The organism is Weizmannia acidilactici, assembly GCF_008974225.1.
Lineage (GTDB): Bacteria > Bacillota > Bacilli > Bacillales > Bacillaceae_C > Weizmannia > Weizmannia acidilactici.
The window spans coordinates 1-24066 of the sequence record NZ_BKZR01000047.1 but is presented as its reverse complement, the minus strand read 5'-3'; the positions used below and the strand labels follow the sequence as shown (position 1 = coordinate 24066).

The window sequence follows — 24066 nt, the reverse complement described above, 5'->3', positions numbered from 1 at the left end:
TTCTCTCCCATCCGGTTTTGAGGGAATAAATAAAAATTTCCTATTGAAAACAAAAATTATTTTTGGTAGAATAATTTTTGTCATTAAGGTCCGGTGATGAAGGCGGGAAGGCCACACCCGTTCCCATCCCGAACACGGAAGTTAAGCTTCCCAGCGCCGATGGTAGTTGGGGGATTCCCCCTGCGAGAGTAGGACGTTGCCGGGCCAGATATTCCGCAGTAGCTCAGTGGTAGAGCAATCGGCTGTTAACCGATCGGTCGTAGGTTCGAATCCTACCTGCGGAGCCATAAATGCTTCCATAGCTCAGCAGGTAGAGCACTTCCATGGTAAGGAAGAGGTCATCGGTTCGAGCCCGATTGGAAGCTCCATATTTCTTTTTTTGGCCCGTTGGTCAAGCGGTTAAGACACCGCCCTTTCACGGCGGTAACACGGGTTCGAATCCCGTACGGGTCACCATTTTTATACATGGAGGATTAGCTCAGCTGGGAGAGCATCTGCCTTACAAGCAGAGGGTCGGCGGTTCGATCCCGTCATCCTCCATTCATATGCCGGCCTAGCTCAATTGGTAGAGCAACTGACTTGTAATCAGTAGGTTGGGGGTTCAAGTCCTCTGGCCGGCACCATCTCTGACGGAGGGGTAGCGAAGTGGCTAAACGCGGCGGACTGTAAATCCGCTCCCTCAGGGTTCGGCGGTTCGAATCCGTCCCCCTCCACCATCCGAAGATTTGGACATGCATGTTAATGTATTTTTTAGCAGGAATTGTTTATACTATTCCTATTGGGCCATAGCCAAGCGGTAAGGCAACGGACTTTGACTCCGTCATGCGTTGGTTCGAATCCAGCTGGCCCAGCCACCTGTGTACTGAATCGGTATTTCCGATTTTATATAAATTTTTGTTTAAAGTGTTACGAGCCATTAGCTCAGTCGGTAGAGCATCTGACTTTTAATCAGAGGGTCGCAGGTTCGAATCCTGCATGGCTCACTCTTTCTATTTTATATTATTTATGTTATTCTATAAATATGCGGAAGTAGTTTAGTGGTAGAACAACACCTTCCCAAGGTGTGGGTCGCGGGTTCGAGTCCCGTCTTCCGCTTTCTTTCACCACAAGCGTCCAGGCTCCGAGAAGAGCTTGAACGCTTGTGCGTTTTCGGATAGCCACCTTGAGGATTTTACCAGGATGCCGGGAACCAGAAGAGGAAAACAGCGGCCAAGAAGCGGCAAGTACCCGGCAAGGCAAAATTTACATGCATCAGTAAAATCTTTACTAAAAAATTGTTCTGTTCAATTTATTGATGATCATTTCTGGGGTTTCTGCCAGGTTAAGTCCCGGGATTGTGCCGGACGAAGCAGATTTCGCGATCATCAACATTGTTCACGAACATAGCCTAAAAAATAAACTGGCAAAATCGAATAAATATACAAAATTTTGTGCAGTTGAGCCAATTTGCAAACGATTTTACAATAAAGACAGCCTTATATAAAAGAAGGGGGCTGTCATATGGAAAAAAATATCACCATCATGGGTATTCCGATGGATTTGGGGCAGCGGCATAAAGGAGTGGATTTAGGACCGGACGCCATCCGTTACGCCGGCGTAAAAGAAAGATTGGAAATGCTCGGATGTAAAGTAACCGACATTAAAAACATTCCGATCGGCAGGGCGGAGCAGCTACAGGATGATGAAGCCAACTTGAGGAACCTGAAAGCGGTCGCCAAGGCGAGTGAGGAGATTGCGCGGCAGGCAGACCAAATTGTAAAAAGCCGCTCGTTTCCGCTCATTCTGGGAGGGGACCACAGCATTGCGATCGGGAGCATTGCCGGCATCAGCAAGCATTACAAAAACCTGGGCGCCATTTGGTTCGATGCCCATGCGGATATGAACATTCCGGAGACAAGCCCGTCCGGCAATATCCACGGCATGCCGCTTGCTGCAAGTCTAGGCCTTGGCCACTCAGCTTTAACCGGCATTTACGGTTATGCTCCGAAAATCAAGCCGGAACATATTGTGTTGATCGGGCAAAGGGACTTGGATGAAGGGGAAAAGGATTTAATCCGCAAGCTGGGCATTAAAACATATACCATGCATGAAATTGACCGGTTCGGGATGGAAAAAGTGATGTGCGAAAGCATTGCCTATTTGAAGGATAAAACGGACGGCATCCATCTGTCACTTGATCTGGATGCGCTTGATCCGCAAGAGGCGCCCGGGGTAGGCACGCCTGTATACGGCGGACTCAGTTTCCGTGAAAGCCGGTTTGCCATGGAACTACTGCATGAAGCGGATACGGTTGTTTCCGCAGAGTTTGTTGAAACCAATCCGATTCTTGACCACCGCAATAAAACGGCAAGAAAAGCAGTCCAGCTGATGGAAAGTTTGTTTGGGAAAAAACTGTTATAGAAATGTGGATATCTTTTATGCATGTGAAAAGCGATAGTGGCCGGCTATCGCTTTTTCAGCTTGTTAAATTGATTGATCAGCTGGTCCAAGTGCCTGCTGGCCTGTAAGACCCGGTCATCCCAGTATGCGGCGTTTGAGGCGAGATAGATCATTTCACGGCGCTTTTCTTCGATTTCCAACATTAAGGCCTGGCTTTTTTTTGATTCATTCAAAACTCTCCGTTCGTGTAAGTTTTGATATGTATTTATAACCCATTTTACTAAAGATCTAAGCACTTTTTCCATATTTTTGCTTCAATAGACTTGAACATTTTATTACTTTTTTGAAACTTTTTTTGGGGCTGATCGTAAATTAATGTACCGCACAGGGCGGAGGGGGAAAATGGAAGCGATTGTAAACAGAAAGATAAAACAAGTTATGAAAGGCGACCAAAACGCGTTTAACGATATTGTTGAAATATATAAAGATAAAGTTTTCCAAATCTGTTTCCGCATGATCGGCAGCCGCGCCGAAGCGGAGGATTTGGCGCAGGAAACGTTTATCCGTGCGTATGTCAATATCCGGAGCTTTAAGCAGGAACGGAAATTTTCTTCGTGGCTGTACAGGATTGCCACGAACTTATGCATTGACCGGATTCGCAAGAAAAAGCCGGATTTTTATTTGGATGCGGAAATCTCAGGGACGGAAGGACTGACGCTTTATTCGACCGTGCCTGCTGAAGGGAAGCTGCCGGAAATGCAGGTGGAAACGTTGGAAATGCAAGAAATGATCCAAAGGGAAATTTTGAAATTGCCGGAAAAGTACCGGATCATTATTGTATTAAAATATATTGAAGAACTGTCATTGAATGAAATCAGCGAAATGCTGGACATTCCTTTAGGGACGGTCAAAACGAGAATCCACCGCGGGCGGGAAGCACTGAGAAAACAGCTGGGGAAGTTATAAGGAGGAAGCAAAATGGATGCATGTTCTGAGAGAATGATTCTCTATATGCATGAATACTTGGATGAAGACATTCCGGAAGATCATAAGAAAATCCTCGAGCACCATCTGGAAACATGCCGGGCGTGCAGACAACATTTTTACGAATTAAAGAAAAGCATTTTCTATGTCCAAAGCCTTCCTAATATACAAGCCCCCCCCGGATTTGCCAGCCGCGTGATGGACAAACTGCCGAAAGAGAAAAAACGGGTGGGGGCGAGACGCTGGGTAAAGTCGCATCCTTTCCTCGTCTCCACATGCTTGTTTTTAATCTTAATGGCGGGTGCGATTTTTTCGGAATGGAACAACCCGAACGAATTTTCCGTTACGAAAAATAAAGACATTATTGTCAAAGGGCATATGGCGATTGTGCCGAAAGGAAAAACCATTAAAGAAGACATCACCGTAAAGAATGGGAATATCCGGATTGAAGGGAAAGTTGAGGGGAATGTTACGGTTATAAGGGGAAATGAGTACATGGCATCCGCCGGGGATGTGACTGGGAATGTGGAAGAGATTAATGAAGTTTTTGAATGGATTTGGTATAAAATAAAGGATACGGGACAGGATGCATGGAGGCATTTGAATTGAATATAAATATAATGATGCGGGGCCGGGGACCGGTTCCCGCTTCCTTTTCGCGGGAGGTACGCAAAAACTCCTTTTCTTCTGCAAGAAATGATATAATAGAACAGTTGAAAACAGAGGATATGAAGTTTGATGAATTAATGGAGGCAGGGTCATGCATATTGCTGATTTCCCCATCTTGAACTATCTCTCCAATATTGTTGATGTACTGGTCGTCTGGTATGTGATATATAAATTGCTGATGATCATCCGCGGAACGAAAGCGGTCCAGCTTTTGAAAGGGATTTTTGTCATCATCATTGTCAGGAGTCTCAGCAGTTTGCTCGGCCTCCAGACGCTTGCGTGGATGATGGACCAGGCCATTACATACGGCTTTTTGGCGATTATCATTATTTTCCAGCCGGAATTGCGGCGCGCGCTTGAGCAGCTGGGAAGGGGGAGGTTCTTTTCACGGGCAAACAGCCAGGAAGAAGATGAACAAGCCCATTTGATTGAAGCCATTGTCAAGGCGACCAGCTATATGGCCAAACGCAGGATCGGCGCCCTGATCTCGATTGAAAGGGGAACAGGCTTAAGTGATTATATCGAAACCGGCATTCCGCTTGATTCCGTTGTCTCTGCCGAACTTTTGATCAATATTTTTATTCCGAATACTCCGCTCCATGACGGCGCCGTGATTATCCAGAAGCGGAAAGTTGCCGCCGCTGCCTGCTATTTGCCGCTTTCTGAAAGCCCCTTTATTTCGAAGGAACTCGGGACAAGGCACCGGGCGGCAGTCGGGATCAGCGAAGTGACGGACTGCCTGACAGTTGTCGTATCTGAGGAGACAGGCGGGATTACGGTAACAAAAAACGGTGAGCTCCACAGGGATTTGAGCCTGGAACAATTACAGGAAATGTTGGAAGTTGAATTGAAACATGTCCAAAGAACAAAGGAACCTTCCTTGTCGAAATGGAACTGGAGGGTAAGAAAACATGGATAAACTAATGGATAATCGTTGGTTTATGAGGATTTTGGCCCTTATCCTGGCAATTCTGCTCTATATTTCAGTGGCGGTGGAAAACGACGGCAGTAATAAAATTATCGGCGCCGCGACGAAAAACAGCAGCGGCACCATCCAAAATGTCCCTGTCCAGCTCATTTACGACAATAAAAACCTTGTCGTATCGGGGGCCCCTAAAACCGTTGATGTGACGGTGACCGGCCCGAAAGTCATTGTCCAGCAGGTAAAAGCAGCAAGGGATTTTACCGTTTATATGGATTTGAGCAATGCGCAGATCGGCAGGCAAAGAGCCAAGCTGAAAGTGAAAAACCTTTCGGACAAACTAAAATATAAACTGAGCCGCACTTATGCATACGTCATGGTGCAGGAAAAAGTATCCAAAGTTTTCAATGTGGAAGCGGAGTACGATAAAGACTTGCTGGCAACCGGATACGAAGCATCCGCACCGATTGTCAACCCGAGAACGGTGAAAATCACCGGGGCGAAGGATGTTGTGGAAAAAATCAGTTACGTCAAAGCGACTGTTGAAAACAGCAGACCGATTACGGAAAGTTTTACGAAGGAAGCAAATATTAATGTTTTGGACAAGAATTTAAATAAATTGGATGTCACCGTTAATCCAAGCAAGGTGGATGTCACGGTGAACGTCACGAATCCGAGCAAGACCGTGCCGATTTCCGTGAACCCGATCGGCACCGAGAATGATAATGTCACAGTGAAAAGCATTACGACCAACCCGAAAAAAATCACCATTTACGGCACAAGCGCCCGGCTTTCCGGTATAGAGACGCTGCCTGTCAATATCGACATCAGCAAAATTACGAAAGATGCAAAAATAGATGTGCCGATTTCCCTGCCGGACGGAATCAACAAAGTCGATCCGGAAATGGTCACCGCCACGATCAAAGTGGAACCAAAAATGGATGAGAAAAAACTGACGGATATTCCGATCAAGGAAAAAGGGCTTGACGGCGGTTATGAAATGGAATTCCTTTCCCCGAAGAGCGGAACGATTGATATCGTTGCGGAAGGCACGAAAAGTGATCTGGACAACATTTCGGCCACTGACTTTAAAGTATCGGTCAATTTATCCGGTTTACAGGAAGGGAACCATGAAGTCAATTATATTGTGTCGGGGCCGAAAAACGTGACATGGAAGTTGTCCAGCGATAAGGCCAAAATACGTATAACTGAAACAGCACAAAAGACAGAATGACTATCCGGAAAAGAAGGAGCGAAACCTGATGGGTAAATATTTTGGAACAGATGGAGTTAGAGGCGTTGCAAATACTGAACTTACGCCGGAACTTGCTTTTAAACTGGGCCGCTATGGCGGATATGTTTTGACAAAACATGCAAATGAACGCCCGAAAGTTTTGATTGGGCGGGATACCCGCATTTCAGGGCAAATGCTTGAGGGGGCGCTTGTTGCAGGGCTTCTCTCGATCGGTGCGGAAGCAATGCGGCTTGGCGTCATCACAACACCCGGTGTTGCTTATTTAACAAAAGCACTGGGGGCACAGGCCGGCGTCATGATTTCGGCATCGCACAACCCGGTGGAAGACAACGGTATCAAGTTTTTCGGCCCGGATGGTTTTAAGCTGTCCGATGACGAGGAAGCGGAAATTGAGGAACTGCTCAATCACGAAACGGATGACCTGCCGCGCCCGGTCGGGAAAGATCTCGGCATTGTGAGCGACTACTTTGAAGGCAGCCAGAAATATTTGCAGTTCCTAAAGCAGACGGTTGATGAAGAATTCACGGGCATTCACGTAGCGCTCGATTGTGCCAACGGATCCACTTCTTCGCTTGCCACTTATCTTTTTGCTGATCTAGATGCGGATGTTTCCACGATGGCCGCGTCCCCGAACGGCCTGAATATTAACGACGGGGTCGGTTCTACGCATCCGGAATCCCTTGCCACATTCGTAAAAGAAAAAGGCGCGCATGTCGGGCTTGCGTTTGACGGCGACGGCGACCGTCTGATTGCGGTCGATGAAAAAGGCCAGATCGTTGATGGCGACCAGATTATGTACATTTGCGCCAAATATTTAAAAAACGAAGGGTTTTTAAAGAAAAATACGGTTGTCTCAACGGTGATGAGCAATCTCGGTTTCCATAAGGGCTTGGAAGCGCTGGGGATCAACAGCGTCCAAACGGCGGTGGGCGACCGTTATGTTGTGGAAGAAATGAAAGCAAACGGCTATAACCTGGGCGGCGAGCAGTCTGGCCATATTATTTTCCTTGACCATAACACGACCGGCGACGGCTTACTGACCGGTCTGCAGCTGATCAATATCATGAAGATCACGAACAAGCCGCTTTCCGAATTGGCGTCGGAGATGAAAAAATATCCGCAAAAACTGGTGAACGTGAAGGTAACCGATAAACATCACGTCGAAGAAAACGAAAAAATCAAGGCGGTCATTGAAGAAGTGGAAAAGGAAATGGCAGGAAACGGCCGCATCCTTGTCCGCCCGTCAGGCACCGAACCGCTTGTCCGTGTGATGGCGGAAGCGCCGTCGGCAGAAGACTGTGAAAAATATGTTTCCCGCATTGCTTCTGTCGTTGAAGCCGAAATGGGCCTGAAAGAATAATGGTTTTCCTGATGCATAAGGGGGGAACGCAGCAACCCTCTTATGCATATTTTATGTTGTAAGTTGTAAAATATGTTGACGAAGAGAGCAGGAATAGGCTATGATAATGGTGTTGTTTTCTCTTCATTTTGCAGGGAAGGAGGATAGTGGAAAGATTTTCTATAAAGCGCCAGAACTAAATCCGGGACGGAAATGGATTTAGTTGACGAGGAGGAGGAGTATCGAAGTTTTCGGCGGATACCTCCCGGTTGCCACACAGCCGTATGCTTTTCCACAAATCACCGGGGTGACCCGGTGGACAAAAGGAAAAGTATGTGGAAGAGAAAACGGATCATGTTTGATTTTTAACGTGCAAGAAAAACAGAATTTCAGACATTTTAAGAGATAAGGGGGCAGGACTGCTCCCGGTGGTTCTTGCCCCCTTGTGGTCCAAGGAGGAAGAACAAATGTGTGGTATTGTTGGTTATATCGGAACAAATGATGCGAAAGAAATTTTATTAAAAGGCTTGGAAAAACTTGAATATAGAGGTTATGATTCGGCGGGGATCGCACTCCGGAACGAAGCGGGCGTACATGTTTTCAAAGAAAAAGGGCGGATTGAAGACCTCCGCCATATAGTCGACCCGAATGTTTCGGCTACAACCGGCATCGGCCATACGCGCTGGGCAACCCACGGCGCGCCAAGCAGGGCAAATGCCCATCCGCACCAAAGCGCATCCGGACGTTTTACCCTTGTGCACAACGGTGTGATTGAAAACTATACATTGCTGCAAAAAGAGTATCTCCCGGATGTGGCTTTAAAGAGCGATACGGACACCGAAATCATCGTGCAATTGGTGGAAAAATTTGTGCAGGACGGCCTTCCGACGGCGGAAGCTTTCCGGAAAACGCTGCTGCTTTTGAAAGGTTCTTATGCCCTTGCCCTCTTGGATGAACAGGACGGAAACACCATTTATGCGGCGAAAAAGAAAAGCCCGCTCCTTGTCGGGGTCGGAGACGGCTTTAACGTGGTTGCGAGCGATGCAATGGCTATGCTGCAAGTGACAGACCAGTTTATTGAGCTAATGGACGAAGAAATGGTCATGCTCACCCGCGAGCATGTCACCATCCAAAATTTGGCAGGTGAAATAGTCAGCCGCAAGCCGTACAAACCGGAAATCGATGCAAGTGACATTGAAAAAGGCACATATCCGCATTATATGCTGAAAGAAATCGATGAGCAGCCGCTTGTGATGCGGAAAATTATCCAGGCGTATCAGGATATTGATGGCAGGCTTTCCATCTACAGCCAAATTATTGATGCCGTAACGCAGGCGGACCGGCATTATATCATTGCCTGCGGTACAAGTTATCATGCCGGCCTTGTCGGGAAGCAGCTGATTGAAAAACTCGCAAAAATCCCGGTTGAAGTCCATGTATCGAGCGAATTTGTATATAATATGCCGTTGCTTTCGGAAAAACCGCTGTTTATTTTCATTTCGCAAAGCGGCGAAACAGCTGACAGCCGCGCTGTGCTTGTGAAAGTCAAAGAAATGGGCTACAAGGCGCTGACAATAACCAATGTACCAGGATCAACTTTGTCCCGTGAAGCGGACTATACTTTGCTGCTTCATGCCGGACCTGAAATTGCGGTGGCATCGACAAAGGCGTATACCGCCCAGATTGCTGTCCTGGCGATCCTTGCCGATGTGGCAGCGAAATCGCGCGGCTACAGCGAAGATTTTAACCTCGTCCATGAGCTTGGCCTTGTTGCAAATGCGATGGAAGTGCTGTGCGGGTCAAAAGAAGAAGTCGAACAAATGGCATATGATTATTTGACCGTGACGCGTAACTGCTTCTTCATCGGTCGTTCGCTCGATTATTTTGTCTGCCTTGAAGGCGCGTTGAAGCTCAAAGAAATCTCTTATATTCAAGCGGAAGGATTTGCAGGGGGCGAGCTGAAGCATGGCACGATTGCGCTGATTGAGGAAGGTACACCGGTTGTCGCCCTCGCAACGCAAAAAGATGTCAACTGGAGCATCCGCGGTAATGTGAAAGAAGTCATTGCCCGTGGCGCCAACCCTTGCATCATTTCCATGAAAGGCTTGAACGAGGAAGGCGACCGTTTCATCATTCCGAAAGTACACGAACTGTTAACACCTCTTATCTCTGTTATACCGTTGCAGCTGCTTGCTTATTATGCGGCCCTGCACCGCGGCTGCGACGTCGATAAACCGAGGAATTTAGCCAAATCGGTTACAGTTGAATAAAAAAAGGCCTGGGGAAAGCCAAGTTTTATCTCCCTGCTAAAAAGTCCGTACCCATGCTAAAAAGTTGGTACCTGCTGTTAAATAGTCGGTACATTAGAGAAAAGAGCGTGGGGAGAAAAGAACGGGCAGACAATTATTTATTCAATCGTTAAATCAATACCAATTCAGGCTGGATCCAATAGTGGTCCAGTCTTTTTGTTTTGTCCAATAATTCCTCAATCCCTTGTCAATAGTGGGTTTACGGGGTGTCCAACACTGTTCCAGTTGGTATCTTCACAATATCAAATTCAATATGATTCCATGTCTCTTTCAATAGTTTTTAATCATTTTTTCCATTATTTTCTCTTGATTCTTTTCTCTGTTCGGTACGAATTTTTTTACATTTGCAGAATATTCGATACAAGCCAGAGCGGAAAAAAGAGGGGATATTGGAGGAAAGATGGGCCTTTGAGGGAAGAACTTAATAACAGAAGAAAGAAGGAAAAAAGAGGGCGTGGAGCTTAGAGCCGCAAGGGTTTGAGGGGGGTGAGGGAGTGAGGAGGGAAAATTCCAAGTAAATAACAGCTAAATACCGAAACTTCAATTTTTATAAGTTAGTGATAATTAATCATGATTAAGTAATGATCAATCCCATTCCAAACATGTTTCAATCAAAATTTTGTCCATCCATTTCAAGAGAGGGTTTTGCTTTCTTAAAGCTAATAATGTTGTTTCCACATAGAATAAATCAGCAGGGTTCTTAGTAGAAAATCTTTACCCTTTACCTTAAAAACATTCCTCTAGGATTTCATTTTTTTGTCTCTGTTATTTAGTTGGTTCTCATGTAAAAAAGTATGTACCTACTGTAAATAAGTTGCTCCTTCTGTAAAAAAAGTCGGAATCTACTGGTGGATAGCTGATAATTTGTTCTTCCTTACAGTAAAGGAGTTGGTTGCGGCTGATAATATGTTGGTACATGAGGGAAAAAAGAAGGTGCCCTACTGTTATTAACTTCTTCCCTAAGCGACGATAGCAACATCGACAAATTCTATATGATCTTTTCAAAGGATTTCCTATTGTTCCCTCCCTACATTGATAACAAAGAGAAAAAATGAAAAGCAAAGTTGAAGTAGAAGAAATTCCGATAAAGAGTAAGAAAATCAGGCACATAGCTACATTTATTCTAGCAAGGGGCTGTTCATCGTATCTATTTAAACTTTTCCAATATGCCTTGTTTGAGTCTTCCTTAATGTATATATAACGAATCATAATACGAATATTAAACTGTAAGAATGAGCGGATGACTTGCTCCAGTTTTGACTTTTGTCAAAAAGGAAATAAAAACTCAGGCAAAAATGATGAGAAAATTGCAGGAAAGAGCGGTAAAAGTAATTACCGTTTTGTCTAAAGTCAATTCCATAATATTAGAATAATGATTTGTGGAGATCATGAAGGGGGGGGTGAATATTACAAAAATCAGGATGACCGAAACATAACCCTGTATATAGTTATGAGTTAGATAAGGTTGCGGCTCGTCTACGGGAAAAATCGCTCCATGTACCGGGAACATGTAAAGTAGGATAGGGAAAGGCACCCGTTTTTGAGGTGCCTTTGAATTTGTTGAACCGTTTGGGCCAAGTTTTAGATTTGCAGTAATGGTAACATGTACCTTTTGGAGCTGTATTTTGACGAAGCTCGACCAGGTTGATTTTATTGAGTGATTGACTCTTTTGGAAAGAGAAATAGTCCGCTTCCTTTTGTATGGTTTGAAAAGGGTTAGAGTTTTTCTTAGTTCGGTATGTTTCAAAAACGTTGCTATCAACTTCTTCTCAAGTGCTAAAAAGGTGGTTTCCGTTGTAAAAAAAGTGAGTATTGAAAGCGGAAAGTGTGTAGGTGGGAATATAAAAATATTGCATTTTCAGCGATATTTTATTCTTCGAATTCCACTTCCCAATCATCAGAATAATCATCACCTAATAGTTCATGAATGTCTTTTTGTGTATCATCTTGATCCCTTTTCTTTTTAAGGTATTCAAATTCTTCTTTTGATACTAAGTATTCGCCTGATTTCAGTTGTTTTCCGGAAATCTGATTTTCCCTTATCCAGTTTTTTACGGTTTCACCATCTATATCATAATAGTCGGCAACTGTCTGTAAATCAATAAACTCAGTATTATAATTGACCTTTGGTTCATTTCTGCCATCACTTTGCACATCATCATCGCCTTTCAAGTTGGTTTTATCTTGATTATCGCATGAACTTATTGAATAAAACAACGGATTAATCAATGGGAAATGGGGATCTAATGAGATATTTTCCTGCCAAAATAAATGGTTTCCATGCTAAAAAGTCGGTACCCAACCGGTAGGGAATCCGGCCAATTCAGCGGGAGAAAATGGCTATTTCCGGGTCACTTTTAGTCCCAATTCACGGGCAATCAAACTCAAGCTGGATCCAATTCGGGTCCAGTTTTTCTTTTGCCCAATCTGCCTCAAGCCCTTTTCCGGCAAGGGTTCAAGCGTTCTTCAATCTTTCTTCATCTATGTCCCCTGTTTAAAAATCCAAAGGATTTTCCCAATCTTTTTTCTTTTTCTCCGACATTGTTTCCCGTCTTTTTTCTGTTCCGTTCAAGGAAGAACTTTTTAACATTTCCAGACTATTCCGTACAACATAGCCTCCTAATTTCTGGTAAAAAATCAGGTGTTTTAGGAACCACTTTTTAACATTGCCTTGAGGCATAGAAATGGGATTGGAGCCTTGGGGGAGTGGGGGTGAGGGGGGATTTGGGCGGGAACCGACTTTTTAGCAGTTGAATATAGTAGAGGAAAGAAAAAGAGAAAAAGAGAGAAAGAAGAAAAAAGAAGAGGAAGATCTAAAACTGTGACTTAGTTGATTTCTTGTAGCTGAGACCGTAATTCTAAGAAATTGAAAATGGGGAGGGGTAGAGAAACTTTCAACAACAGCAGCAATGCAAGTTGGAAAGCATACTGGTCGCTTTTTCAACCAAACGTTTGATTAAACCATTTACAGGAGACTTCGTAGCGAAAAATGAAGATGAATAAAGAACATTTTGAATGGAAAGTCTTGTATAATTATATTTATACTAAATGAATTAGATGTGGCATTAGAGATATTGAAAGGAAAAAACGTTATGAGGAAACTGCAAAAAGGCGATAAGATTGGTATTTTTACACCATCTTCTCCAGCTTCCGTTACAGCAAAAGTTAGATATGAGCGTGGAAAAGCATTTCTTGAGTCAAAAGGCTTTCAAATAGTGGAGGGGAGTTTAACAAATCAGATTGAAGGTTATCGTTCAGGAACACCTAAAGCAAGAGCTGAAGAATTAAATGAATTGTTACGAGATCCCTCAATCAAAATGATTATGTCAATGATTGGCGGAACCAATTCAAATAGTCTACTTCCTTATATTGACTACGAAGCGTTCCGCACAAATCCCAAACTCGTTGTTGGTTATTCTGATGCTACAGCAATCTTACTGGCTTTGTATGCGAAGACAGGTATACCTACATATTATGGACCAGCGTTAGTACCTTCCTTTGGGGAATTTGAACCTTTAGTCAATATGACATACCAATTTTTTGAATCTTATTTTTGTGAAGAACAGGAATTACCATATAAAATCCCAATGGCTGAGTTTTGGTCGGATGAACCTGTTAACTGGTTAGAAAAAACACGAGAAAAAACCTTTTATTCAAATGAATGGCTTGGGTTTAATGACGGAATTGCAGAAGGACGGTTAGTGGGCGGCAATAATAACGCAATGTATGGCTTCATTGGGACTGAATACTTTCCAACAATTCATAAAGGCGATATTTTATTAATCGAGGATAGTATGAAAAATGCCTCGATCGTGGAAAAGAATTTTGCGATGTTGAAACTGCATGGTATTTTTGAAAAAATTGCGGCGATTATACTTGGAAAATATGAGCGTTTTGATGATTTAGGGACAGGGAGAAGACCAATTGACCTTTTACTGGAACAACTGGATGGAAAAAACATTCCAATATTGGCTGAAGTTGATATGTGTCATACACATCCCATGCACCCTATTGCAATCGGCAAAAAAGTCCGGATAGATACTAAAATGAAAACGATTTGGTGTATAGAAGATTGGATATAGTTCTTTGCTCTGCTTCAGCAGAAGAACATGCCTATATCTGGATTACTGTCAGCCCAACTCAATAGCAAGATACACACAATCAAGCTGCATCCAACATGTATCCGGCTTTTTAAGTCTAAATAAAAGTTTTAAGGAGAAAAATATGGTAAAATTCAAAAAAGATTTAATTTAAGTTGGAGGGAAAAATATTGTCCTTAATATCAAGCAATCGAATAATTTTAAAAAATATTTCAGGAAAAGACCTGGATGGCTTATTCAGGTTATATTCAGACCAGGAAGTGATGAAATTCTTTGGAAGAACGCCTGCAAAAAGTAAACAGGAAGTATTAGAAGTTATAAAACAAAATATACATATGAAAGAAGAAGGAACCGGAGTTAGATATGCAGCTTATTTAAAAGATAAAGAAGACTTTGTTGGGATCATCACTTTGAAAAGATATAATGCAAGGAATAGACGGGCAGAAATTGATTATATTGTGTCACCTGAATATCAGAGAAAAGGCTTAGCATCTGAAATGTTAGAACTATTTTTGGAAGAAGTCTTTAGAGAGTGGAACTTAGAAAGAGTTTCGGCATATGTATTCTTGGAAAACATTCCTTCATGGAAATTGTTGGAGAAGTTCAACTTCATAAGAGAGGGTATTTTACGCCATTGGACTTATGTAAATGGCAACTTTTATGATTCGTATTCTTACAGTTTGCTTTCTACTGAAGTGAAATGATAACTCTTGTTTTTATCAACATTAACTTCGATAAAAAGAAAATATAAGGAAAAAGACTTGGATTAGCCCAAAGTCTTTTTCTATGTGAGATACATTCAGTTATCTACCTAACGATTTCAGTCCCCCTTCTAAATAGCCGGTAATAGCTCGGCAGGGAATTGAGCTAATTCTGTAGAAGAATTGAGTCATCCGGATCACATTTAGTTCCGGTTAATTTCAATATAAACTCAGAATGGATTCAAAATGGGGTCAGTTTTTCTTTTGCTCACTTTTCTTCAATCGCTTATCCAGCAAGTAGTAGGAATTGGTTATCGGTTCATTAGTTTAATCTAAACTTGATCCATACTCCCTATGATCTCTGACAATTTTTCAGTCCTTTTTCCAATTGATAAAATGTAGAATATGAATCTGACAGACGAATATGGGAATGGTCAATGCTGTCATAAATGTTCCCGAGGTTCAATAAAATTCCTTCACGGAGGGCAGATTGAAACAATTTTTGCATAGATACTTGCTTTTTAAGCGTAAGCCATATATAAAAGCCGCCTGCAGGTAAATTCCAAGTGGCGATTTCTTTAAAATGTTTATTTAGGAGTTCAAGCGTACAATCCCTACGCAATTTTAATTCCATCCTGATTTCTCTTATGTACACGTCATAAAACCCACTGGACAGGCACTCTGCGACTACGTACTGTGATAAGGAACTGGAACCGTAGTCAGTCTGCATTTTAATATCTGCCAGTCGATCAATGACAGGTTCCGGTCCGACAATCCAGCCAATTCGGAGACCGGGCCCAAGAGTTTTAGACATGCTACCAATATAGAGAACCAGACCTTGGTCATCATTAGCTTTCAAGGAGGCGGTTTTTCATCAAACCATAAATCACCGTAAACATCATCTTCAATAATAGGTAACTGTTACTACTAAGCTATATTGTCCAAAAGTTGACGGTGCAAAATGCCGTGTTTTGACGGTGAAGGTGTCCAATCACTGGCATCCTGCGATTTCAAATGATTTTTTGATTTGATAAAATGTCCAGCTTTTAATAATTTTCACCCTAAAATTAGCATTGATGCTAAGGTTGTCCAAATGGGAGTATTTTAGAGTTCGAATTGGACAACGATTTTCGACTTTGCACTATGTGGACCGTTCTTAAAATAGTACGGGAAAATACATAGTTTTGCATTGCTAAAGTGTATATAAGCAACTTGACATGGAGCATCTGCGGGCATGCTTCTCTAGCCAGGAAGCCAGAACCTTCTAGGATTGGCTTCACCAAAATTGGTTATCATGCCCGCCACTCCATATAAAGTTGCTACGGAAAAACCGTTCTGCAAAACTATGTATTTTCACCATAATGAACAGCTCGTTTATTAAATCACATTAGTGGACAATTTACCCAGCAAAGCATGGACAACTTATACCGTCAACTTTTGGATATTTAAGGTAAGCAGAAACATCCATGTAAAAAAGTTGGCGTTTATCTGTTTTTAAGTCTTTCCCTCTGCTAAAAAGTCAGTATCTACTGTGGTGTAGCTGTTTCTTTCTTCTTCTTCATAGTAAAAGAGTTGGTTCCGGCTGATATTAAGTTGGTATATGAAGGAAAAAAGAAGCATTCCTGTAATGAAGGAAATTTGAGGTTTGCACAAAAAAGAGCCTCCTTGGTATGATACGAGGTGTCCAAAGCTTTGAAGCAAAAATGGACCTTTAATTTCAGCGTTTCTGGAAACGAATGATGAATCGCTACGGTACAGCGGAAAAATATGAAGATGCCATCAAAGATGAATTTGTGAACGGGGATGAGTTGGATCTGTTGATTGTCGTTGATAAATTGTTGACGGGCTTTGATGCTCCTCGGGCCACCGTGCTTTACGTCGACAAGCCGTTGAAAGAGCATACGCTTTTGCAGGCGATCGCCCGGGTCAACCGTCTTTATGAAGGGAAAGACTATGGGCTCATCATTGATTATCGTGGCCTGTTGGAAAAACTCGATCAGGCGATGCAAATGTATTCCGGGGCGGGGCTGGAAAACTTTGATCCGGAAGATTTAAAAGGGGCCATCTACGACGTCATTAGTATCATCGGATCATTACGGCAGCATCATTCCGATTTACTGCAAATCTTTGCACCGATTAAGAATAAAAATGACAGAGAAGCGTATGAAGTGTGGCTGGAAGATGAAGAACGCCGAGAAAACTTTTATGGGGTTTTAAGCCATTTTGGCAGAAATCTTGGCATTGCTTTGGAGTCGGAGAAAATTTACAACACCCTGCCTCCGGAGGAATTGCAAACATACAAAACGGACTTTAAGTTTTTCCAGGATTTGCGGAAAAGCGTGAAGCTGCGTTATTCGGATACCATTGACCATAAAGAATATGAAGCCAAAATGCAGAAACTCATGGACAATTATATTGCGGCGGAAGAAGTCATTCGGATCACCAATCCCGTTGACATACTCAATGCCAAGGCGTTTGAAGAAGAAATCGAACGGCTCGGTTCCAAGCGAGCGAAAGCGGATGCCATCCGGACTCGTTTAACAAAAAGTCTTCAAACGAAGTGGGATGAAAATCCAGCCTATTATAAAAAGTTTTCCGAACGGATCGAAGAAGCTATTCAGGAATATCGTGACAAACGCATTTCCGAGGCGGAGTATTTGAATCGGATGAAAGACATTATGAAGGATTATCAAAGCGGGCAATCGACGGAACGCTATCCGGATGTCATCCGGGAAAACCGCAATGCCCAGGCCTTTTATGGAGTAACAAAGGACATCCTGAATGAAGTAACCGATGAAGCAGCAAGCTACGATGCAAATTCGATCGGTGAACTGGCTTATCAAATGGATGAAATAATAAGGGAACACCAAAAAGTGGATTGGCATGATAATCTGGAAATCCACAACAGAATTGCTCAGGAATTAGATGATCTCCTTTTTGATTTTAAGGAAAAGTACGGCTTGGATATCGACTTTGATACGATTGATAGAATCATTGAGCAAATTAAAACCGTCGCTTTAAGGCGTTACTAGGGCAGGTGCAGCATGGAAAAACATCAGATTGAATACGCCAATAGAGCCATTGATTTCGTCATAAAGCGGAAAAAGGTGAAAAACGTAAATCTCCACGTCAAACCGGACATGACGATTGAAGTGACGGCGAATGACAGAGTACCGCTGGAATTTATTACGGACTTTGTAAAATCAAAAGGCTCGTGGATTCTAAAAAATGTAGGGCATTTTAAAGAAGTCCAGCCTTTAAAACAGAGTGAGAGGGAATATGTCAGCGGAGAAACCTTTAAATATTTGGGGAAGCAATACCGCTTGCGGGTGCAAAAGACAACGGAAGAAGAAACCGTGAAATACTTTCGGGGCTTCATCTACATGTATGTAAAGGATACTGAAAACCGAAGCCGAAAAGCAAAATTGCTGGATGAGTGGTACCGAGAAAAAGCCCAACTAACATTTAATGAATCCCTTGAAAAGATGTATCCATTGGTACAAAAGTACGGAGTTGAGAAGCCAAGTATTGATGTTCGGTTAATGAAAGCACGTTGGGGATCGGCTTTAACGGAGAAAAACATGGTCCTTTTGAATTCTGAACTCATTAAAGCACCAAAATACTGTATTGACTATGTCGTTCTGCATGAACTTATTCATTTTAAATACAACGACCATAGCGACAATTTTTATCAAATGCTCTTTTCACTGATGCCGGATTGGGAGAAGAGGAAGGCAATACTGGATGAGGAAGTCGTAAAGGACTTGTAAAAGTGAACTACTCAGAATAAACCAACCAGATATATCAACAGAAGGCAGTTTCACTTTAATTTGATTGTAGAACTGCCTTTATTAAAACAAAAAAAGTGCCAGTTACATATAGAAATAGTTTTAAGTATTTCAAGGTATAAAGGGTGATTTAATGCTTCAAAATGTTGTTTTTCAATTGGTAGATTAACCCAAATTAAGAAAGTACAGGTATTTATAAAATAAAAGTTCACGTTTTCTTTGCATAAAGAAGAAAAAATTGTGGATGATTATCCATTATAATCATCCACAGGTTTCTATACTGCTCTTAATGTGCTTGAACAGGTTTCTATACTGCTCTTAATGTGCTTGAACAGGTTTCTATACTGCTCTTAATGTGCTTGAACAGGTTTCCATTTTCTTAAGAACAGTGTATTACCGACAACAGATACAGAGCTGAAGGCCATGGCGCCGCCTGCTAAAATCGGGTTCAACAAGCCAATCGCTGCAACCGGAATTAATACGACATTATAAGCGAATGCCCAGAATAAGTTTTGGTGTATTTTCCGCATCGTAGCTTTTGATAAGCGAATCGTATTGACAATGCCGATAAGATCTCCACTCATCAGGGTAATATCTGCAGCTTCCATCGCAACGTCAGTCCCTGTTCCGATCGCAATACCGACGTCTGCAGCTGCAAGGGCAGGCGCATCATTAATGCCGTCCCCAACCATTGCCACAGTTTTTCCGTCTTTCTTCAGTTTTTCCACTTCTTTGGATTTATCTTCCGGCAATACTTCTGCCAATACCCTGTCAACGCCGACTTGTTTCGCAATGGCTTCCGCTGTACGACGGTTGTCCCCTGTAATCATGACCACTTCAATATGCATTTTTTTCAACTGCCGGATGGCTTCGGCAGATGTTTCTTTTACAGTATCCGCCACTGCAATAATCCCTTCAAGCGTTTGGCCGATTGCGATATACATCGCGGTCTTCCCTTCGCTTTCCAGTTTTTCCATTTTGCTTGCTGCATTTTGGATATCAATTTGGTGATCCAGCATCATTTTCTTATTCCCGATCATCACATGCCGGCCGTCTACCTCAACCTGAATACCGTGTCCTGGTACAGCTTGAAAGTGAATGGCTTCTTTCAAAGCCAAGCCTTTTTCTTTCGCACCTTTTACAATCGCTTCACCTAATGGATGTTCAGAGCCTTTTTCTGCTGTTGCTGCGATCTGCAGCAGTTCCTCTTCTTTTAGGTTGCCAAACGAAATGATATCTGTTACTTCCGGCTGCCCTTTTGTAATCGTTCCTGTTTTGTCCAGGACAACGGTTGTGATACGCTGGGCATTTTGAAGATGTCCAGCACCTTTGATTAAAACGCCGTTTTCTGCTCCTTTACCGGTACCAACCATGACCGCGGTCGGTGTCGCTAAACCCAATGCACATGGGCAAGCGATGACCAATACGGCAACCATGCTGATTAAGGCCGGGGTAAACCCTGCTACAAAAAAGGTTACTGTGAAAGTCGCAAGGGCAATCAAAATAACAATCGGCACAAAGATCCCGGAAATTTTATCCGCCAAGTGCTGGATTGGTGCTTTTGATCCTTGGGCTTCTTCCACCAATTTGACGATTTGCGCAAGGGCTGTATCTTTCCCGACTTTTGTAGCTTTGAAGGTAAAGGAACCGTTTTTATTCAAGGTTGCACCTATGACTTGGTCCCCCTGTTTTTTGCTGACCGGCATGCTCTCACCTGTAAGCATCGATTCATCAACGGAGGAGCTTCCTTCAAGGATCACGCCATCAACCGGGATTTTTTCGCCGGCACGCACAAATAATATATCTCCTTCTACAACCTCTTCAATCGGAATATCTGCTTCCTGTCCGTTACGGATGACATGGGCTGTTTTGGCTTGAAGGCCCATCAATTTTTTGATCGCGTCCGATGTCTGGCCTTTTGCCCTTGTTTCCAGCAGTTTTCCAAGTATGATTAAGGTGATGACAATCACAGAGGCTTCGAAATACAATTCATGTCCGGTTCCAAGTACTGTGATAATCAAACTGTATAAATAAGCAGTAGAAGTGCCGAGTACAACGAGAACCGCCATATTTGCGCTTCCGCCCCGCACTGCATGATAAGCATCACGGTAATAATGGCCGCCTGCAAAAAATTGGACGATCGTTGCCAGTATGAGTTGAATCCAGGGATTCATGTGAAAAGAAAATCCTCCGCCATAATGCATGACAAGGTCAGATACCATTTGGATTAGGAAAGGAATGGAAATGATGGCTCCAATCAAAAATTTATTCCGCTGTATTTTATAGGCTTTTTCACGCGCATTTTTTTCGTAGTCTTCATTCCACTCTCCTTTTAATTTTGCATCATAACCGGCCTTCTTCACAGCCGCGATCATCTGATCAACACTTACTTGCCCGGGAATGTATTCTACATTTGCTGTTTCCATTGCCAAATTAACGGACGCTTTGATGACACCATCCACTTTATTTAAACCCTTTTCAACCCTTGTGGCACAGGCTGCGCATGTCATGCCAATAATATCAAACTTTGCTTTTTCTTCCTGTACACCGTAGCCTGTTTTTTTCACTTTTTCAATTATGCTTTCAATCGAGGCTTGTTTCGGGTCATATTGGATCGCAGCTTTTTCTGTAGCCAGATTGACATTTACCTTTTTGACGCCTTCTACCTTGGACAGGTTTTTTTCAATCCGATTGGCGCATGCCGCACATGTCATGCCAGTAATGCCAAAAGTGATATTCTTTTCCGCATTTTTTGCCTGCTTTGCTTGTAATTCTGCGGCCATATGATTCCCTCCTATCAATATCCTATACCCTATACAGGTATATTTTTTTGAAAAAAGAGAGCGTGCCTTTCAGCACAGCTCCATTCCTATGAAATTAAGCTACTTCATAACCTTGATCTTCAATGGTTTCTTTTACTTTTTCAAGCGTTACTTCGTTTGGATTGAATTCCACGTCAACTTTTCCTTCGGATAAATGGACATCTACTTTGCTGACTCCTGCTAATTCACCGACACTGCCTTTGATGGCTCTCACACAGTGTTCACAAGACATTCCTTGTACGTCTAAAGTTACTTTTTCCATTCAAGATCTCTCCTTTATTTTTTCATCGTTTTTTGAATTGTAACTAAAAACTCATCTAAAACATCCATATCTCCTTCTTGGATCCGTTCCACCACGCAATTTTTTAAGTGGCCTTCAAGAAGGATTTTGGATACACTGTTCAGAGCTGATTGGATGGCAGAAATTTGGGTAATGACATCATCGCAATACGTATCTTTTTCAATGAGGCCTTTTACGCCTCTTACCTGCCCTTCAATCCGGTTTAAACGGCTTATGAGGTTCTTTTTGACTTGTTCAGAATGATGGCTTTTCCGTTCACTTGTATGAGCAGGGCAAACGGAAGCATCATTCTCGGAATCCATCTTCAATTCCTCCATCTCACCGCCTCCTTCACGCCCTCAATATACCATACCCACCTATACTATGTCAAGGAATGGTGTTCAAATTTTTCACCGGTTTTTGGAAAAAGTACGGCTATCTTTGTTTCTGTAAGCGTCAAGTAAAATGTTACAGTTTTCAATCAATCATTTTTTATGCCATTTTTTATGCAAAGTAGAAGTTCTGTACTTCATCCGATAATTGTCACCATTTCCGTGAATAATTTCAGCTCTATGGATTATTCTGTCCAATAGGGTCGTTGTAATTACCGGATCTCCTCATCATTTTCCCCATTTTTTGGAGCTTTATTGGGGGGTTATGAGGAGTGGTTGAATCGTTTCAGGCTTATTCCATTAATGGTACGGCATCCATTGCTTCATGACGTAAGAAGGGGAGTGGGGCAATTTGCTGCAGTGTAAGCTTGTTTGAGTTGTAAGAAGGTAAATAAAGGGGCCAGAATGTGTCCGGCCCTTTTTACATAAGAAATGCTTTAATTGATCCAGTAAAAGATACTGGCGACAATGACAAGTGCCATCAAAACACTTAAGATCTGTGAACCGGCACCCCCATTATTCGAATGTGCATTCTCTTTATGATCTGAGTGATTATGATTACCTCCGCCACAGCAGTTCATCATGCTTCCCTCCTTGAGTTCCTTCAATATATAAATAAGATAAAACAAAAGTGTGTTTTTTCTGTGCAGAAATCCTGAGATGAAACAAACCGTATAGAGGGGGGAGATGGCGATCATGACAATCATGATGATGAAGGAAACCATCCTTCTAACCCCGGTTTGGAAAGTCACAGTGAATCCGGTTCTACTGCAGAAAAGCAGAACAAAGGGAAACTGATCCTGGATGTCAATTGTGCGTCGGCTGACATTGCTTACCCTATGAATAAATAATTTAAAAATCATGTATTCAGTCTATGATTTCTATGAATAATTGCTTAAAATAAATCTATCTAAGAGCTCTGCATCGATCCGATTATTCAGTTATTTTTCCTGAAGAAAGGTGATTTAGATGACAACCATTCGGGATATTGCGAAAAAAGCAAATGTCTCCGTTTCGACTGCTTCACGGGCTTTGAATAATAATCCGCGCATCAGCGTAAAGACAAGACAGCGCATCCAAGCCATCGCAGCCGCGGAAGGTTATATGCCGAACTATAATGCCAAAAATTTAACGCTTGGTGAGGCAAACGTCGTAGGGGTTGTATTTCCGGCAGCTGAAAACAATGTACAGGGGAATCCTTTCTATATTGATATTTTACGGGGCATCAACAAACAGCTGGCCCCTCGCCACTACGTTCTGTCAGTTGCGATTGGTGATCACACAGAACAAGTTTTTGAGAACGTGAAATCTATGGTTGAACAGGCGAAAGTAAAGCGATTTATCTTACTGTATTCCTATGCAGGCGATCCGGTAACAGAATACTTGCGAAAAAAGGCATTGCGCTTTGTCATTATCGGCGAGCCGGTTGAAGATAAAAATGATTTTTATGTAGACAATAATAATTATCAAGCTGGTATTGCTGGAACAGAATACTTGCTTGGGCATTTAGGGGCGAAACACCCGGTTTTTGTCGAATCTTCCCATGAATGGCCTTATGAGCGCAGCAGGCGGGAAGGCTTTCAGGCAGCCATTTTAAGACGTGGCGTTTCCCCACTGATTTACCGCCTTCAAAAGGAAAACAATGACGGCATAACGGTGGAGTTTATCCGGCAGCATCCGGAAATTGATAGTATCATGGCGACTGATGACATGATCGGTTTTGAATTTTACCATCATTGGCAGTGCGCCCATCCTGGCAAAAGCATACCGGCTGTAAGCTTTAATCATTCTTTTATTTTACAATTGGCAAATCATCAGTTTCATTCGATCAATTTATTTCCGGAAAATCTCGGTTCTGCAGCTGTCGAGCTGCTTTTTACAGATAAGGAAAATAAGGGGGGCGAAGAGCCACCGCGTAAAATCATTCTGCCATTTGAAATCAGTTAACGGCAGTGTTTTACATGCAGCAGATTCCAATCTTGCAACCGGTTTATGGATATTGTGTGAAACCGGTTGCGCTGATCCGGTAAAATCATATACTAAAACTTGAAAGTACGAAAATCGTGCAAACCCCTTGTCACCACTGCGGTTACCCCGGCTAATTTAGAGCTAAGCTGCTTTAATTA

General features: G+C 42.7%; 19 protein-coding genes, 9 tRNA genes, 1 rRNA gene and 1 pseudogene. 22 read left to right on the top strand and 8 right to left on the bottom strand.

All coding sequences use genetic code 11. The features are described 5' to 3' along the window. Positions 1-89: 89 nt before the first annotated feature. From rrf to rocF, 11 genes are all read left to right on the top strand, one after another. A 5S ribosomal RNA gene (gene rrf / locus GBH70_RS14235) occupies positions 90-205 on the top strand. 7 nt (positions 206-212) lie between these two features. After that, positions 213-287, top strand: a tRNA-Asn gene (locus GBH70_RS14230). Positions 288-292: 5 nt separating this feature from the next. After that, positions 293-368: transfer RNA gene (locus tag GBH70_RS14225), tRNA-Thr, on the top strand. Between the two features lie 13 nt (positions 369-381). Next, a tRNA-Glu gene (locus tag GBH70_RS14220) sits at positions 382-456 on the top strand. Positions 457-467: 11 nt separating this feature from the next. Continuing rightward, positions 468-540: transfer RNA gene (locus GBH70_RS14215), tRNA-Val, on the top strand. Between the two features lie 7 nt (positions 541-547). Then, positions 548-623 (top strand) — tRNA-Thr (locus tag GBH70_RS14210). An 8-nt stretch (positions 624-631) separates the two neighbouring features. After that, positions 632-716, top strand: a tRNA-Tyr gene (locus tag GBH70_RS14205). Between the two features lie 63 nt (positions 717-779). Continuing rightward, positions 780-854 (top strand) — tRNA-Gln (locus GBH70_RS14200). A gap of 56 nt (positions 855-910) precedes the next feature. Then, positions 911-983, top strand: a tRNA-Lys gene (locus tag GBH70_RS14195). A 40-nt stretch (positions 984-1023) separates the two neighbouring features. Then, positions 1024-1095, top strand: a tRNA-Gly gene (locus GBH70_RS14190). A 405-nt stretch (positions 1096-1500) separates the two neighbouring features. Continuing rightward, the gene (gene rocF / locus GBH70_RS14185) at positions 1501-2400 is read left to right on the top strand and encodes an arginase (RefSeq protein ID WP_151681653.1); all 900 of its coding nucleotides are present in this window, start codon (positions 1501-1503) and stop codon (positions 2398-2400) included. A gap of 44 nt (positions 2401-2444) precedes the next feature. Here rocF and GBH70_RS14180 read toward each other — a convergent pair whose 3' ends face one another. Next, positions 2445-2612 carry an aspartyl-phosphate phosphatase Spo0E family protein gene (locus tag GBH70_RS14180; RefSeq protein ID WP_253693943.1) on the bottom strand — a complete coding sequence of 56 codons (168 nt, stop codon included), beginning with the start codon at positions 2610-2612 and terminating at the stop codon, positions 2445-2447. Between the two features lie 169 nt (positions 2613-2781). Between GBH70_RS14180 and sigW the strand changes: the two genes are divergently transcribed. From sigW to glmS, 6 genes are all read left to right on the top strand, one after another. Further along, complete coding sequence (sigW, locus tag GBH70_RS14175) at positions 2782-3345, top strand: RNA polymerase sigma factor SigW (protein ID WP_151681651.1); 564 nt, start codon at positions 2782-2784, stop codon at positions 3343-3345. 12 nt (positions 3346-3357) lie between these two features. Next, positions 3358-3972, top strand: a complete 615-nt coding sequence (locus tag GBH70_RS14170; protein WP_151681650.1) for a zf-HC2 domain-containing protein — start codon at positions 3358-3360, stop codon at positions 3970-3972. A 151-nt stretch (positions 3973-4123) separates the two neighbouring features. Continuing rightward, positions 4124-4951: a diadenylate cyclase CdaA gene (gene cdaA / locus GBH70_RS14165; RefSeq protein ID WP_151681649.1), complete on the top strand. Its 828-nt coding sequence runs from the start codon at positions 4124-4126 to the stop codon at positions 4949-4951. Further along, positions 4944-6188: a CdaR family protein gene (locus GBH70_RS14160; RefSeq protein ID WP_151681648.1), complete on the top strand. Its 1245-nt coding sequence runs from the start codon at positions 4944-4946 to the stop codon at positions 6186-6188. The genes cdaA and GBH70_RS14160 overlap by 8 nt, the downstream gene beginning before the upstream one ends. A gap of 28 nt (positions 6189-6216) precedes the next feature. Further along, entirely contained in the window at positions 6217-7569 is a 1353-nt protein-coding gene (gene glmM / locus GBH70_RS14155; RefSeq protein WP_151681647.1) for a phosphoglucosamine mutase, read from the top strand. Positions 7570-8015: 446 nt separating this feature from the next. Next, a complete protein-coding gene (glmS, locus tag GBH70_RS14145) occupies positions 8016-9818 on the top strand; it encodes a glutamine--fructose-6-phosphate transaminase (isomerizing) (RefSeq protein WP_151681655.1) in 1803 nt (600 codons plus the stop codon). 1908 nt (positions 9819-11726) lie between these two features. Here glmS and GBH70_RS14140 read toward each other — a convergent pair. Then, the gene (locus GBH70_RS14140) at positions 11727-12029 is read right to left on the bottom strand and encodes a helix-turn-helix domain-containing protein (protein ID WP_253693940.1); all 303 of its coding nucleotides are present in this window, start codon (positions 12027-12029) and stop codon (positions 11727-11729) included. Between the two features lie 920 nt (positions 12030-12949). On the opposite strand from GBH70_RS14140, the gene GBH70_RS14135 reads away from it, so the two are divergent. Then, a complete protein-coding gene (locus GBH70_RS14135) occupies positions 12950-13939 on the top strand; it encodes a S66 family peptidase (protein WP_151681645.1) in 990 nt (329 codons plus the stop codon). Positions 13940-14127: 188 nt separating this feature from the next. Beyond that, positions 14128-14661, top strand: coding sequence for a GNAT family N-acetyltransferase (locus tag GBH70_RS14130; RefSeq protein WP_151681644.1), 534 nt, complete (start codon positions 14128-14130; stop codon positions 14659-14661). A gap of 329 nt (positions 14662-14990) precedes the next feature. Here the strand turns inward: GBH70_RS14130 and GBH70_RS14125 are convergent. Together GBH70_RS14125 and GBH70_RS17020 are read right to left on the bottom strand one after the other, a co-directional pair. Further along, positions 14991-15579 (bottom strand): annotated as a pseudogene (locus tag GBH70_RS14125) (aminotransferase-like domain-containing protein); the annotation flags it as partial. Between the two features lie 573 nt (positions 15580-16152). Beyond that, positions 16153-16311 (bottom strand): hypothetical protein, encoded by a 159-nt coding sequence (locus tag GBH70_RS17020; RefSeq protein WP_216643890.1) that lies wholly within the window; start codon positions 16309-16311, stop codon positions 16153-16155. Between the two features lie 86 nt (positions 16312-16397). On the opposite strand from GBH70_RS17020, the gene GBH70_RS14120 reads away from it, so the two are divergent. Together GBH70_RS14120 and GBH70_RS14115 are read left to right on the top strand one after the other, a co-directional pair. Further along, entirely contained in the window at positions 16398-17690 is a 1293-nt protein-coding gene (locus tag GBH70_RS14120; RefSeq protein WP_253693937.1) for a type I restriction enzyme subunit R domain-containing protein, read from the top strand. 12 nt (positions 17691-17702) lie between these two features. Further along, positions 17703-18428, top strand: a complete 726-nt coding sequence (locus GBH70_RS14115; RefSeq protein ID WP_151681643.1) for a M48 family metallopeptidase — start codon at positions 17703-17705, stop codon at positions 18426-18428. Between the two features lie 368 nt (positions 18429-18796). Here the strand turns inward: GBH70_RS14115 and GBH70_RS14110 are convergent, their stop codons facing one another. From GBH70_RS14110 to GBH70_RS17385, 4 genes are all read right to left on the bottom strand, one after another. Next, positions 18797-21229 carry a heavy metal translocating P-type ATPase gene (locus GBH70_RS14110; protein WP_151681642.1) on the bottom strand — a complete coding sequence of 811 codons (2433 nt, stop codon included), beginning with the start codon at positions 21227-21229 and terminating at the stop codon, positions 18797-18799. A gap of 94 nt (positions 21230-21323) precedes the next feature. Then, on the bottom strand, positions 21324-21530 hold the full coding sequence (gene copZ / locus GBH70_RS14105; RefSeq protein WP_151681641.1) for a copper chaperone CopZ: 207 nt from the start codon (positions 21528-21530) through the stop codon (positions 21324-21326). Positions 21531-21544: 14 nt separating this feature from the next. Beyond that, complete coding sequence (locus GBH70_RS14100) at positions 21545-21886, bottom strand: metal-sensitive transcriptional regulator (RefSeq protein ID WP_151681640.1); 342 nt, start codon at positions 21884-21886, stop codon at positions 21545-21547. 147 nt (positions 21887-22033) lie between these two features. Continuing rightward, positions 22034-22153, bottom strand: coding sequence for an ATP-binding protein (locus tag GBH70_RS17385; protein ID WP_259370063.1), 120 nt, complete (start codon positions 22151-22153; stop codon positions 22034-22036). 756 nt (positions 22154-22909) lie between these two features. Between GBH70_RS17385 and GBH70_RS14095 the strand changes: the two genes are divergently transcribed. Continuing rightward, positions 22910-23887 carry a LacI family DNA-binding transcriptional regulator gene (locus GBH70_RS14095; protein ID WP_151681639.1) on the top strand — a complete coding sequence of 326 codons (978 nt, stop codon included), beginning with the start codon at positions 22910-22912 and terminating at the stop codon, positions 23885-23887. Positions 23888-24066 lie beyond the last annotated feature (179 nt).